This is a genomic window from Marinifilum caeruleilacunae (genome assembly GCF_013141825.1).
Taxonomy (GTDB): Bacteria; Bacteroidota; Bacteroidia; order Bacteroidales; family Marinifilaceae; genus Marinifilum; species Marinifilum caeruleilacunae.
The window spans coordinates 1-15456 of sequence record NZ_RZNH01000042.1 but is presented as its reverse complement, the minus strand read 5'-3'; the positions used below and the strand labels follow the sequence as shown (position 1 = coordinate 15456).

Below are 15456 nucleotides of genomic sequence, written 5' to 3'. Positions count from 1 at the left end.
CATTCATCAATTCGATAATCACCATCATGTCTCGGTAATAAAAAGCCATCATCATGGACATTCGCACTCTCATGCTAATGCTCATCGTCATAATGGTGTGCACTGGAGTCACAGTCATGAAGCCAGTGGTGAAACATGCTGCGTTCTTACTCACAACAGAGTTCAAAAGGAAAATATTTATAAGGTTTTCCTTCAGGCCGATCATGTCCAACTGGATTGTGAGGAAAGTAAAAAGCTACATAGCTTTAAATTACGCAACCAACAATTAACTCCCGAACCACTCAGGTTTACGCCTCCTAGGAGAGGTCCGCCCAGTTCATTCTTAGCTTAAAGAATATGCTTGTAGTATTTATATTGCTCTCATGCAATCATTGTGTCATACATTACAACATTATGATACATACTACACAATACATTTAAACTCATTATTAATATCATTTATAACAAGTGTTGTAGATAAACACTGTGTACTATAATATGTATTTGCCTGTTTTTCTGCAACCTAACTCAAATTTCAATCCAATGAAAAAATTATTATTTGTTCTGTCCATTTGTGGACTGCTATTTACATCATGTGCTAATTCAGGTAAAAAATCTGAGAAAAAAGAAGAAATCCATTCTCATGAAGGTCACGACCATGATCACGGACACGACCATGGCGAAGGAGCTCACTCTCATGATCATGACAGTGCGCATCACCAGGAAGAGTTTGAAGTAGATAGCACCAAACATGAAGAGGGACATGATCATGACCATGATCACGACCACGATCACGATCACGATCACGATCACGGGCACAAGCATTAAAAAAATTAGCTGAGTCGGGGAACCTAAACTCCGGCTCGGCTATTGAAATTATGAGTTATAAATTCAAGAAATGAATAAAATGAAACGATATATCTGGATAAGTTTTGCCTTATCATTATTAATGGCATGTAAGCCAAATACCAATTCGCACGGACACGATCATGGTGGACATGCGCATGGCCCTGATACTCACGCAGCTCATGGCGAAGAAGATCATTCTACAATGAGCCTTACTTTATACAACGAAAACACAGAGTTATTTGTAGAGTTTCCTAAACTCATGTTAGATCATGTATCGAAATTTACCACACACTTAACCAACTTAAAAACCTACAAACCTTATACAGAAGGAAGTGTAAAAGTCATTCTTATGGTAGAAGGAAAAGGCTACGCAAACACTGTAAATGCACCAAGCAGAAATGGCATTTTTACACCTGCGCTAATGCCTAAAAAAGCAGGTTCGGCAACATTGGTATTTGAAGTGAATTCGAAGTATGGAAAGGAAAAGTTTGTTGCCAAAAACATCCCTGTTTATAAGGATCATACAGAAGCTGACAATGCAGCAGTTCAGGAATCAGGAACGGATAATGAGATCAGTTTCCTGAAAGAACAGGCATGGAAAATTGATTTTGCTACCGCTGAAGTTAAAAATTCTAACTTCCAAAACATTATCAAGACAACTGGCACACTACAACCAGCTGTAAACATGGAGAAGCAGGTAGTTGCTAAAACAAGTGGTGTTGTACACTTTAGTTCGACCGATATTGTGGCAGGAAAAACCATTCGTAAAAATGCTCCATTGTTCACCATTTCTGGTAAAGAATTGGCTGGCAGCAACTTATCAACACAATACACCGAAGCAAAACTAAAGCTCGAAAAAACAGAAGCTGAATTTGAAAGGGCAAAAAGCTTGCGAGAAGATAAAATTGTTACTGAAAAAGCTTTCCTTGAGGCCAAATCGGCCTATGAAAATGCTAAGGTTCAATTCAACAGTATCAACAAGAATTTTACCGCCAACGGACTTTCCATTCTTTCTCCGGTAAACGGATTTGTTTGTAACATCTACGTTAACGAAGGACAATATGTTGAAAAAGGAAGTGTATTAGCGAAAGTAGATCAAGGATCGAAATTAATGCTGAAAGCTGATGTATACCAAAAGCACTTGCAGGAACTGACTCATATTAAATCGGCCAATTTTAAGCTTCCTTATCGCGATAAGGTGTTTAGTACCGAAGAATTAAATGGTAGAATCATTGCCTACGGAAAGGATATCCATGAGGAAGATTATACCACACCATTGTATTTTGAGTTGGATTTAACACCAGAACTTTACGCAGGCTCATTTGTCGAGGTCTATTTGAAATCGGAAAATGCCAAAAACGTATTGCACATTGAAAAATCGGCAATTCTTGAAGATCAAGGATTGAAATACGTTTTTGTTCAAACTGGTGGCGAAAGTTTTGAAAAAAGATTTATCAAAATTGGAGCCGATAATGGTCGTGAAGTGGAAATCCTTAACGGATTAAATGAGGGTGACAGAGTTGTTACACAAGGAGCTTACTTTGTGAAACTTGCTTCTTTGGCAGGATCCTTACCAGCTCATTCTCACGAACATTAATGGTTCGAAATTATTTACCGATTTTAAAAATTTAAAAAGATACATTGTGCTAAATAAAATCATACAATATGCATTGCACAACCGCATTCTTGTAATGTTTGTTTCTGCCCTACTTATTATAGGCGGTAGCTACACTACAGTAAATATGGATGTGGATGTGTTTCCGGATTTAACAGCTCCAACCGTAGTTGTTATGACCGAGGCTCATGGTATGGCACCGGAAGAAGTGGAAAAGTTAGTTACTTTTCCCATCGAAACTGCCGTAAATGGAGCCACCGATGTGAGAAGGTTACGTTCTTCATCTTCAGCAGGATTTTCCATTGTTTGGATTGAGTTTGAATGGGGAACAGATATCTATCGAGCCAGGCAAATTGTTAGTGAAAAACTAATGCCATTGTCTGAATTATTGCCCGAAGGTGCAGGAAATCCAACCCTTGCTCCTCAGTCGTCGATCATGGGCGAGGTATTAATGATTGGCTTACAATCGGATACTGTTGATCCGATGGAGTTGCGAACCATTGCCGATTGGACCATCAGGCCACAATTGTTAGCTATTAATGGGGTTGCCCAGGTGGTGGTAATTGGTGGAGATTACAAACAGTACCAAATCCTTGCGAACCCTCAAAAAATGCGATACTATCATGTAAGTATCGATGAGCTGATGAAAGCTGCCGAAGCAACCAATCAGAATTCTGCCGGAGGTTTCATTAACGAATATGGAAATCAGTATAACATTAGGGGAATTGCGCGAACTTCAGACTTCGAAGAACTTGGCAACTCTGTTGTTAAGATGTACAATAACGTTCCGATCCGCATTAGCGATATTGCAGAAGTGAAAGCTGCCGCGGCTCCCAAAATTGGTGCTGCAACAATCAATGCCAAGCAATCGGTATTGCTTACTGTGAAAAAGCAGCCCGGTGTAAATACGCTAAAGCTAACAGAAAAACTGGATGCTTCAATCGAAGAGCTATCCAAATCATTGCCAGAGGGAATCAATGTAAATACACACATATTCCGTCAAGCGGATTTTATTAACTCTTCCATTGGAAATGTGCAAAAAGCCTTGTTGGAAGGTTCGGTATTTGTGATCGTAATTCTGTTCCTGTTCCTGATGAATTACAGGACCACTATGATCTCACTATTGGCCATTCCAATTTCTTTGCTGGTAACCGTAATTACATTAAAATTTTTAGGAATTACCATTAATACCATGACACTTGGCGGTATGGCCATTGCCATTGGAGATTTGGTAGATGATGCCATTATTGATGTTGAAAATGTGTACAAGCGTTTAAGGCAAAATCATCTTCTGCCAAAAGAAAAGCGAACAAATCCTATCAAAGTGGTTTACGATGCTTCTTGCGAAATCAGGTCGTCCATTATTAATGCAACCTTTATTATTATCGCGGCATTTTTGCCTCTTTTCTTCCTTAGCGGGATGGAAGGAAGAATGCTTCAACCTCTTGGTATTGCATTTATTGTAGCGTTATTTGCCTCCTTAATCGTGGCCATAACACTAACTCCTGTGCTGTGCAGTTTTATGCTTACCGGCGATAAAATGCTCGATAAAAAAAGTAAGGAAAGCTGGTTGGTTTCCCGATTAAATAAATGGTATGGAAATTCATTACAAGCAGCACTAAATCATAAAAAGTTAATCTTAGGAGGAGCCGCTGTTTTGTTTATTGCATCCATTATTACATTAACAAGTCTTGGGCGTAACTTCCTGCCCGATTTTAATGAAGGATCTTTAACGATTACTGCGATTACAAAACCAGGTATTGCTCTCGAGGAATCGAATAAAACCAAGGTATTGGCCGAAGAGGCACTGCTAACCATTCCCGAAGTTAAACTCACAGCCAGAAGAACGGGTCGTTCAGAGCTGGATGAGCATTCCTTTGGTGTGAATACGTCAGAAATTGAGGTTCCTTTCATATTGACGGATCGAAGTAAATCGGAATTTTTACAGGAAGTTAGGGAGAAACTAAACCAGATTCAGGGCGTTAATTTTGCCATCGGACAACCATTAAGTCATAGAATAGACCATATTCTTTCGGGTACCAAAGCCAATATAGCCATTAAAATGTTTGGCGACGACTTGAACCTGATGTTTCAAACTGCCAATCAAATTAAAGCTTCCATCTCAACCATAGAAGGTGTGGTTGATGTGAACGTTGAACAGCAGGTAGAAATTCCACAGGTAAGAATTACTCCAAGAAGAGATATGCTGGCAAAATATGGCATCTCAATCTCACAGTTTTCGGAGTTTATTCATGTAGCTTTTGGGGGTGCAAAAGTTTCTGATGTATTTGAAGGAATCAGGGCCTTCGATTTGGTTGTAAAATACAACGAAGAAAATCGAGGAAGTATTGAAGCCATCAGGAATGCTTTAATCGACACCTGGGATGGAAAGAAAGTTCCATTCAGCTATGTTGCCGATATTCAGTCTTTATCGGGACCAAATACCATAAGTCGTGAAAATGTACAACGAAAATTGGTTGTATCGGCCAATGTTGCCGATAGAGATTTGAGTGGTATTGTTGCCGATATTCAAAAAAGTGTGGACGATAACATCAAGCTGCCAGAAGGATACCGCATTGAATATGGCGGACAATTCGAAAGTGAGGCAAAAGCTTCCAGAATTCTAATGATTGCATCCATATTTAGTTTACTGATTATCTTCCTTCTCCTGCTCCAGGAATTTAGAAGTTCTCAGTTGGCAGGAATCATCATGCTCAATCTACCCTTGGCTTTAATTGGAGGTGTGTTTACCATTTTCTTTACTTCTGGTATGCTAAGTATTCCTGCAATTATTGGTTTCATAACCTTATTTGGCATTGCGACCAGAAATGGAATTCTACTGATATCAAACTATCAGAGTTTACAGGAAAAAGGTTTACAGCTTAAGGAGATCATATTAAGTGGTTCGGTGAATCGATTGAGCCCAATTTTGATGACAGCCTTAACAGCGGCCCTGGCTTTGATTCCTATGGCTCTGGCCAGCGATCAGCCTGGAAATGAAATTCAAAGCCCTATGGCGATTGTAATTCTTGGAGGATTGCTAACCTCTACCCTTCTGAATATCTATGTTATTCCGATCGTTTACCTGGTATTAAACAAGAAAAAGAAAGATGATGAATAAAATAATACTCCTAAGCATGATATTGGTTTTGAGCCTTTCAGCAAGGGCTCAAAACACGGTTCAAGAAGTGCTTTCAACTATTGAAAAAAACAATCCTGCACTAAAAGCAAATGAACAGTTTTTTGAAGCCCAAAAACTGGCATTCAAGGCTCAAACGAATTTGGCCAACCCTGAATTCGAGTGGGAAAAGAGCTTTTCATCTGAAGAAGGAAAACCTTATGAAATACTTCTTAGCCAATCTTTTGATTTTCCGACAAGCTACTTGTATAAAAATCAGTTAAAAAAAGAGCAAATTGCCAATACTGAAAATTACAAGGCAAAATCGAGGCAGGAGATTCTACTTGAGGCAAAATTACTTTGCATACGCTTAATTTACTACAACAAGCAACAAGTTGAGCTGAATGCACGTTTGAACAATGCTGAAAAGTTAAATGAACTTTTTCAAAAACGACTGGAGGAGGGCGATGCAACCATACTTGAGGCCAATAAAATTAAGATGCTTCGTTTGAACACTGCCAATCAGTTAAAAATGATTGAAAGTAAAACTTCGAATCTTACTGATGATTTGATTACACTAAACGGCGGAAAGGAAATAGATCTTAGGCTGCTAGAGTATCCTCTAATGAGTATTGATAAGCAAATGCAGGAATTGCTCTTAGAATCCTTACAAGCTGATCCACAAATGAAGCTTTTAAGTGCCAATGAAAAAATTGCCGCGAAAGAGACTTCGCTTGTGAAAAGCAACTCGCTTCCTAAATTAAGTATCGGCTATCGTTACCTGAATTCAGATATCATGAAACAAGCCAACGGTATGAAACTTGGATTAAGTATACCTTTATGGGAAAATAAGAACAAGGTGAAACGCGCCAAACTTCTTGAACAATTTAGCAAAGAAGAATTTTTAATTGGAAAAATGGAGCTCGAAAATAAATTTTTGAAACTTTTTCGAAACTTTTTAAATCTTGAAAAAAGCCTGAAAGAGTATGAAAGTATTTTTACAGAAAAAAGATATGACACGCTTCTTCAAAAAGCACTAAATCATAGCGAAATATCTGTAATTGAATATCTTACCGAAAATATTTATTATTACGAAAGTGTTGACACTTACCTTGAAGTAGAGCATGAATATTACAAAACCATTACCGAATTACTGAAATATAAACTGTAATATTATTTGGAATGAGTTAAAATACCACTTTTTTTAAAACCTTTTTGAAACAAGCGGCGTAGAACAAGCAAAACGATTTCCGTTTTTAAGGTTTAAAGTGAATAGATAGAAGAGGATGGAGTGGTTACCATCCTCTTTTGTATTTTACACCCTCCTGTTATTTTCCCGTAATCAAACACCTATTTAATTGATAATGAATCTATTTAATTAGTTTTGTTTAATTTTTATTAACCTTTTTATTGTTCCATTATAATTTTATTCATATATTGTCAACGAATTTTCCGTGGAAAGTTCAGGTTTTAAAGTGAATATGAAGAAGGACGGAGTGGTTGCCGTCCTTTTTTGTGCCTTTAATTTGCTAGTTTTCCTCTCACAAAACCAAACTTTATACTAAGTCCCAACCCTACAATAAATGCATGCTTATTATAAATAAGATTGGCATGAAATCCAGTTCCCACATGTTTGAAAAATGCAATCTCCAATTCGGGCTTTAGAACAAGACTCATGCTTTCACTTTCCTCAAACAACCAGCTATAATTACCAACAAATAAACTCCCAACAATACCAGCATCCAACTTCTCATAGTTCATAGGTTTTCTAAACTTGGAATATGCAAAACCAGCTCTTAGGTTCCACCTTCCCTTTTTACTTCCCTTGTATGGTAAAACCAGGCCTCCCAATATACCTATCGATTCTAAGCGCTCGTTAGGGTACTTTCCGCCAAATGTAAACAGGTCGACCAAACCACCACTGTAATCCGCAGGCACGGATGGATCTTTTCGTTCAAATCTGTTATAGAAAAACTGGAAGGAAACTTTGTTGTTGTGAATGTAATTTAAGGAGATATCACCACCATAAAAATTTCCCAATGTTGCCGATAAATCGATATAAAAATTGTCGCTTGAAGTTTTACTTTCCTGTGCATTAAGGGTTCGAGCAATAAGCATAAGACCAAGAACAGCAATTAAAATTTTAAGTTTCATGAATGTGTGATAGAGGTTTAGATATCAAGATACTAAAACTCATAAGGATGGTCAAAAAAAAAGAGGCCTCGAAAAGGCCTCTCATTTGCAACTATTTACTTTGAGATTATTTGGAATAAATATTACTTGAGTTTCTATATCCGCTCTCGTCCATATACCAATCTTTATTTAGCTCACCATTGCTGCTTGCCCAGCTGTCAAAATGGTTATAGGTATTTAGTATACTCTTCTTCTCAGCAGGATAATCAAAAGTTACTGGTAAATTGATCGCCCAAGGAAGAAACTGATCCGAAACGTAATATTTTGCAGCACCTGCATTACTATCATCATCATAGGAGCCAAACATGTTTTGATCTGCAAGATCAGTTGGTTCATGATTTGGCAAATGAACCTCCATTGCTCTCTCCTGATCCACAATAATAAATGGGTTAAACGGAGGCGTTCCAATATTATCCATTTGAACCGGTTCGCTCATTACAATCACCATTTCCATGGTTTCAGGCGTTGCGTAAGGTGCCGAAGGAGATGTATTTACGCCACTTCCACCTCCAGGATGCTCAATGATATTATAAGGATCATCGAAACAGATAATTGTTGCTTTTGATTGACCATTTTCGGTACCATTGGAAGCAATATTCAGATAATTGCCTGTAATTTGCTGACCTGTGACAGAAGCAACCGCATTTGGCGCTACATCCAATGAAAATCCAAAAGCATTTTTCTTTGATGCACCAATAGCACGTACCTGCATTTTAGCTTGTATTTCAACTACATTATTATCCGAATTTGTAATTTGATTGAAGTTATATGCAACCACCAAATCGTTAAAATCATAATCACCTTTTGCCGGCCAAAGATCTTCAAACGCAAGTGTTCCAAACTCGTTTTCAGCTACATAATAGTTATTAAATGCCTTTGTCGGATCTTCCGGATATTCGTCGAACTCATCGCTGGTTCCATCATTATCCGTATCATCATTTTCATCATCAATTGCCTGGTAATCTTCCTTTTGCACTGCTGTAATTGGATTAAAAGTAGCATAGAATACTGCATCGTTAAAATCATTATCACAAGCTGATGAATTTCTGGCAACATCTTCAAAGGCCAACACAAATCGCTCAGTATCGTCGTCGAATAAAACAATATTGTGTTTTTGTAGATCTTCCGTCTCTTCTATATTTAAATAAATATTAGAATAGTGGGTGTATACACCTTCATCAACTTCTCGTTTTCCATCTTGCCAGCCATGTGCAACCAGGAACCAACCAATGGTTCTGCCTGCTGGGAATAGTTTTTCATACTCCTCTTCTTCCTGATTCAAATACAATAATTGTACTTTGTTTCCCGATTGAATTTCATCTTTATTACCCATCGAAACATTAGGGAATATAATGGTCATGTCTTCAATATCATCGACACTTGCCGGTGGATTTTCTGTTGGATAAGTGTAGTATCCCAAAGCATTTTTCCAGCCTGCTCCTTCGTGCACAAAGGTTACCCATACTTCACCATTTTCCACCATCACAATGTTTCCATCATCACTGTTTTCCAGGTATTCCGGATGTGTTTCGGTCAAAGGTTTGGTTTCAGGAACAGATGCATTCACTCTTTCGAGAAAATCATTTGTAATTTCATCATCTTCAGCTTCCAGGTATTCCGGTTTTCCTTTCTTGCCCCAGTCACCAAGGATATAGTATCCATTATCTTCATCTACATCTGGAATTTCATCAACTTTTACACTTGTTTTCGTTGTTGATTTGCTGGCAATATCACCGCCAAGTTCAATATTAATAATTTCGCTTTCAAGAGCCACTGTTGTTAGCTGTGGCAAACCAATATGATAGGTCAGCACATACAAACTATCGGCGCTTGCTGGCGGATTTAATTTACACTCCAGGTATCCATTTGGATTGGTTAAACCTTTAAAAAATCTGACTTTCTCGTAATTGGGAACAAATAAACCAGCTGTATCAATTGGTTTTTCTGTGAACAATTCAATATACACGCCATCGATAGCAGTATTGGTTGCACTCGAGGCAGTTAAGCGAATATCGTATTCCTGTGTAGTTTTAAAATCGAAACCAGCGTATTTGCCAGGCTGTTCAGGTGGGTCAACAGTACCATTATCGTCTGTTCCATCATCAGAACATGCATAAAAGCCAATGCTTACGCATATGGCAAAAAAATACCATAGGGTAAATTTAAGTAGTCTCATAAGTCAATAGTAGTTTTATTAAAATTAAACTGTAATAGTCTTTTGATACGTCAGGCAAGCAAAATTGTTACTGTTCCCGGATTACTTAGAACCATTACAAACGAAAAGCGGATAACCACCAAGGCTATCCGCTTTACAATTTATTTTAATCGTTCTACTTGAACAGTTTCTTTAAAAGATCTTTACCTTTTTTCTCCAGTTCTTTCTTGGCTTTACGTTCCAATTCTTTTGCTACTGCTTTTTGAGCTTGCTTAATGGCTTTACTCAAATCTGGTTTCACCACAGGATTATCTACAGTTCCTGTAATTTTAACTGCTACATCAAATGCAGGAACATTATCTAATCCAGGAACCTGGGCAAACATCGCATTAATATCACTACCCAAATCCTCTTTAGGCAATTTCATATCCATTGTAAAATTAAGTTTGCCATCGACCGACTGTGTACCGTAAATCGTAGCCGGATTACCTGCAACATTTGCAGTAAATGGCTTTACCTCTACATTCCCATTGGTAATCACGAATTCCATATCAAATTGGGTTACCGAAATTCTCTTGTACTCGTCATTTTTAAGGGCCGCGGCCAATGCATCAAAGGCTTTGTTTTCCTTTATCAGGATTTTACGGGAGTGTAGTGAACCTTTCCCGTTTAAACTTGAAGGAATTGGATTCATTTCTGCATCAAGTAAACCCGTAATACTCATATCCGAAGAAACCTTTCCTTCACAATTCATCGCAATTGGCATCATTTGCTTAATCATGCTCAAAGAATGGTAAGCGTCGTTGATATCAAAGTTGTTGATATCCAAGCCAAAATCGATTTCTGGTTTGCTAACATCAAGCGTTTTGTACATGCCGTTCATGGTCATCTGCCCTTTTAGCATATTCATGGAAAGGTTGGTAAGTTTAGCAGCCGCGTTTTTTACTACAATTAATCCTTTCACATCTTTAATATCCATTTTATCGAAACGGATGGTCTTAAAGTTCGAGCTTAATCGTAAATCCAAATTTGCCGGTACCTCGATTACCGATAAAGGTACTGTATCGGTAGGAGTTTCGGTTTCCTCCACTTCTTCAGTCATGAACTCATTCAAATCCATCATATTAGAGCTCATATTGAAATTCCCTTTCAATACCTTCCCTTTCATGGCATAAGGAATGTAATTCTCAATCTTCCCCTTCAATTGGATATCGGATTTACCGATTCTTGAGTCAAAAGAGTTCAGGCTAATATATCGAGGGGTAAAATCAAGAACAGATTTCAGGATTTTTACACCTTGAGGGAAATCTGGAGTGGTAAACACAAAATCGTTCAACACCACGCTTCCTTTGGCCATAAACTTCTCGTATTCCTCTTTTTCGATGACTGAATAACGTCCATTGAATACAACATCAGAATTCACCTTACCAGCAATTTTAATGCTATCCATCGGAATGGCATGTTTGATTTTTTCAAAATCGATTACTCCTTTAAAGAAACCACTTAAAAGTGGATCTGAAATCGGGTTTTTCACATGCAGTTCGGCATTGAAAGGGTTATTGGCTACCTCGAAATGGAATTTATTAACATCTGTAGTCAGTAAATCCAGTTCACCTCCCGGGTGATTCACTTTTGCATCAATCTGAATATTTTCAACAGATTCAGGCAAATCGGCATATTTTAAGCTTGCTTTATCAACTTTTAAATTGGCACCAAAGGCAGGGTAAGATTCTTCTCTGTATTCCCCTTTTGCAAATGCGCTTAAGTCAAACTGTCCGGTTGTTTCCAATCCTTCCAGGTCCGATTTAAAAACATCTGGAACCATAGCCAGGAGCGATTTAAAATCGGTCTTATCAGCCTTTAATTTCAAATCCATACTGTAACCATCATCCAACATGCCTACCTGTCCATCTATTCCAAAATGAAGGTCGTTAATGCCCAACTGATTTTCCATGAATTTAAAAACCATATTTTCTAAATCAGCTGCAATATCAGCCGTTAGATTCATATTGGCTCTATTTAAGTAGCGCGTTCCTTCATAATCCAGGCTGATTCCACTTAAGGTCGTATGAACATCCAGGTTGGTTTCTTTGGCAGAAAAATCCCCACTTAAATTCAAATCCAGGTCCTCAATGGCAAAAAGCGTTTGCAAACTTGCATCATCGTAAACTACTGCAAAGTTCTCTATTCTTACCTCATCGAATATCACTTTAAAGTCAGATGCTTCTCCGCTCTCCTCTTCAACTACCTCTTCTCCCGAAGATTTCACGATATCCCAATTGGCTTTTCCATTCTCCAACACTTTAGCCAGCACCTTAGAGTCTTCCAGTACAATTGCTCCAACCTCAATTTTCGACCCCGATAAAGCAGACGACAAATCAACCGCAGTATATAATCTACTCACGAAAGCAAGACTGTCTGATTCGAACTCATTTTTTCCAACCACACTTACATTCTGCAATTCGATATAAAGGTTCGGGAAGTTTTTTAGCATCGATAGAGACAGATCTCCAATTTCTACCTTTGCATCGAGGGTATTGTCAACTTCCTGCTTTACTTTTTCAAATATCTGATCTTTAAAAAAGTATGGCAACACAATTAACAAAGCCAAAAGGAAAACAAATATTCCTCCAAAAATTTTAAGAAACTTCTTCATATATAAAGTGAATTTTGGTTTTACATAACAAAAATAGAAAAATACTGTTCCAATTCTATCTTTCGATGATCAGAAAATCAATTATTGGTAAAATTAATCTTTTTTAAAGTATTGTTCAGGCCTATGTGAAAGATTTAGAGTTTTTTAAGATTTGACAGGGCTTTTGGAATTATTTTTTTCTAAAAAAAAGCGTAAAAACACTTGCATTACGTCTCTAATTTTCCCTATATTTGCAGCGTCTTTAAGGCGAAACGGACGCGTAGCATAACTGGATAGTGCACCACATTACGGCTGTGGAGGTTGGGGGTTCGACTCCCTCCGTGTTCACAACTTAGGATTCATTTAGAATCAAACACCTGTAAATCCATTGATTTACAGGTGTTTTTGTTTTTCCTTCATTCATTCTATTTCAAATAATACCATTGGGAAAGGGAACTCACAGGTGAACAAACACCCACTCCTAAACTGTTCACCGTAACCCACATAACAATCTGTATTAAAACATATTAAACGACACCAACTTTAATTTTTCATTTTTATAAGTGCTTGTTTTTTCGTAAATTGTACTAAACATCATTCATCAATTTACGCAACTTTTGGTAAAAACCGATATCAATTGTTGTAAAATCAACAGAGCATGAGCAATTTTTCCACCTTAAATATCAGCTTCTTAATACGAAAAAACCGTAGCAATAAGTATGGCGAAGCCCCTATTTACATGCGCATATCTATTGAGCAAGAACGTGTTGAAATAGCTACAGGAAGATATATTCATCCTTTAAAATGGAATAGCAAATTGAGCAAAGCCTTTTCTAAAAAGAAAGGTGGAGTCCAAATAAATCAATTTCTGGACGCTATAAAAAACCGAATTTACGATCATCATACCGAAATGGTAAAGAATGATGAAGAAATCAATGCAAAAAAGCTTAAAGCTCGTTTTCTTGGCACTGATGAAGATAGAAAAATGCTTCTGGAAGTATTTGAATATCACAATAAACAAATTTCAGACTTGGTTGGAGTTTCTTACGCTCCTGGCACCTTAGGGAGGTATAATACAGCTTTAGGTCACGTTAAGAATTTTCTTAAATACCAATATAATCTTAAAGACATCCCTCTAAACCGAATTAAGTATTCTTTTATTGTAGATTTTGAACACTATTTGAAAACAGTTGGTAAATGCAATAATAACACAACGAATAGATACATTAAAAACTTTAAAAAGATAATTATTCTTGCTATTAAAAATGAATGGATAAAAAAAGATCCATTTACAAAATACAAATCTACTTTGGTAGAAGTTAAAAGAGAGTGCCTTACTAAAGAAGAACTTAAAAAACTTGAAATCCTAAATCTATCAATCCCACGTTTAGATTTTGTAAGAGACATCTTTTTATTCTCTTGTTATTCTGGCTTGGCATATATTGATGTTACCAACCTTACTACAGAAAACATCAGAAAAGGAATCGATGGTAATAATTGGATTATTTCACAACGACAGAAAACCAAAGTTCCTTCAAATATTCCATTACTTCCTATTCCCGAACAATTAATAAAAAAATATAAATCATCACCAGGCAAAAAGTCTGAGAACCATATACTTCCCCACCTCAGCAATCAAAAACTAAATGCTTATTTAAAAGAACTAGCTGACCTAACTGGAATTACTAAAAACTTAACTTTTTATATTGCCAGACATACATTCGCAACAACAGTGACTTTAGCCAATGGTGTTCCTATCGAATCTATAAGCTCGATGCTGGGACATAAGAATATTCGAACTACTCAAATTTATTCTAAAGTTGTGAATGAAAAAGTCAGTAGAGATATGAATAAATTGAAATTAAAACTCAGATAAATACAATTTCCAAACTAATTCATTGATATTTATTCAGATAGAATTTATCAATTCGCATCTCAAAAGACCAAGCCCAGCCCAGCCTAACCCACTCTAGCAAATTATTAATACGTGACCTACATGATTAATTAGAACATTTCTAAACAAAATATTACAATTGTACTTTGTATATCATTTAATTAATTTTATTGACCTTCTCTGTCAAAGCAACAGAATAATGGATCTAATAGTTTTGGAGGGATTAAAGAATAAGGTTAAACATGCACTTCTAACTTGTATTGAAAAGCACAGTTTCTGCCTACTTTTCCATAAAAGTTTCAACTTAACTAATAGCCAATGACAAAAAAAAACAAAGTTATTGAACAACACACCGCAGGTCCACAAGCAATTGGTTTTGATTATCAATTTTACTACTTCATGTACTTATCACTACAACTGATTCCTGGTCAGAAGATCGGTTTTGAAGTTAAAGACGACATTCATATTGATACTCCGAGTGGACAAATACTTTATCAGACCAAAAATAGTGTTTTAAAGAATTCCGAAGGAGAAACTCAGAACCTTACACTTATGGATATAGACCTTTGGAAAACCTTAAGCAATTGGACTGAGATTATAAAATCATAGAGTAATAGCCTCAATTTTATAAAGAAAACTGATTTCTTATTAGTTACAAATAAAAACAATCACGGCAATAAATTCTTATCTGAACTCACTAGGTACAAAAATGACGAAGACATCAATTCTCTTCTTGATTTTTTGAAAGAAGTAAAGGAAGATACAGAGAATAAGACAATAGAGAAATACATTAAAAATGTCATCTCTTTGGGCAAAAGGAACTCAAAGCTATTCTTTGCAAAAATTACAATAGAAACAGGGGTTGGAGAATGTATGACGTCAAAACCAATTGGACAAATCGATACCTAAAATTAAGAGATACTTTTTGATCTTACAATAGCTTCATGACTACAACAAGCTATTGGCTTATGCATCCTTTTTTTGGATACTTATTTTAGAGAATTAGCCATGATCATGA

9 protein-coding genes and 1 tRNA gene are annotated in these 15456 nt (G+C 36.8%); 7 read left to right on the top strand and 3 right to left on the bottom strand.

The window, feature by feature from the left end:
- The first annotated feature begins 465 nt into the window (after nt 1-465).
- The 4 genes from ELS83_RS18575 to ELS83_RS18560 all read left to right on the top strand — a co-directional run bounded on the left by ELS83_RS18575 (nt 466) and on the right by ELS83_RS18560 (nt 6732).
- Nucleotides 466-807, top strand: a complete 342-nt coding sequence (locus ELS83_RS18575; RefSeq protein ID WP_171597034.1) for a hypothetical protein — start codon at nt 466-468, stop codon at nt 805-807.
- Between the two features lie 79 nt (nt 808-886).
- Nucleotides 887-2425, top strand: coding sequence for an efflux RND transporter periplasmic adaptor subunit (locus tag ELS83_RS18570; protein ID WP_171597042.1), 1539 nt, complete (start codon nt 887-889; stop codon nt 2423-2425).
- Between the two features lie 46 nt (nt 2426-2471).
- Nucleotides 2472-5564, top strand: a complete 3093-nt coding sequence (locus tag ELS83_RS18565; protein ID WP_171597041.1) for an efflux RND transporter permease subunit — start codon at nt 2472-2474, stop codon at nt 5562-5564.
- Complete coding sequence (locus tag ELS83_RS18560) at nt 5554-6732, top strand: TolC family protein (protein ID WP_171597040.1); 1179 nt, start codon at nt 5554-5556, stop codon at nt 6730-6732. Before ELS83_RS18565 ends, ELS83_RS18560 begins: the two co-directional genes overlap by 11 nt.
- 350 nt (nt 6733-7082) lie before the next feature.
- Here the strand turns inward: ELS83_RS18560 and ELS83_RS18555 are convergent, their stop codons facing one another.
- From ELS83_RS18555 to ELS83_RS18545, 3 genes are all read right to left on the bottom strand, one after another.
- Nucleotides 7083-7715: a hypothetical protein gene (locus ELS83_RS18555; RefSeq protein WP_171597039.1), complete on the bottom strand. Its 633-nt coding sequence runs from the start codon at nt 7713-7715 to the stop codon at nt 7083-7085.
- Between the two features lie 106 nt (nt 7716-7821).
- Nucleotides 7822-9930, bottom strand: a complete 2109-nt coding sequence (locus ELS83_RS18550; protein ID WP_171597038.1) for an LruC domain-containing protein — start codon at nt 9928-9930, stop codon at nt 7822-7824.
- Nucleotides 9931-10084: 154 nt separating this feature from the next.
- A complete protein-coding gene (locus ELS83_RS18545) occupies nt 10085-12565 on the bottom strand; it encodes an AsmA family protein (protein ID WP_171597037.1) in 2481 nt (826 codons plus the stop codon).
- Nucleotides 12566-12818: 253 nt separating this feature from the next.
- Here ELS83_RS18545 and ELS83_RS18540 point away from each other — a divergent pair.
- From ELS83_RS18540 to ELS83_RS18530, 3 genes are all read left to right on the top strand, one after another.
- Nucleotides 12819-12892, top strand: a tRNA-Arg gene (locus ELS83_RS18540).
- Nucleotides 12893-13202: 310 nt separating this feature from the next.
- On the top strand, nt 13203-14420 hold the full coding sequence (locus ELS83_RS18535; RefSeq protein WP_171597036.1) for a site-specific integrase: 1218 nt from the start codon (nt 13203-13205) through the stop codon (nt 14418-14420).
- Between the two features lie 336 nt (nt 14421-14756).
- Complete coding sequence (locus ELS83_RS18530; protein WP_171597035.1) at nt 14757-15047, top strand: hypothetical protein; 291 nt, start codon at nt 14757-14759, stop codon at nt 15045-15047.
- Nucleotides 15048-15456 lie beyond the last annotated feature (409 nt).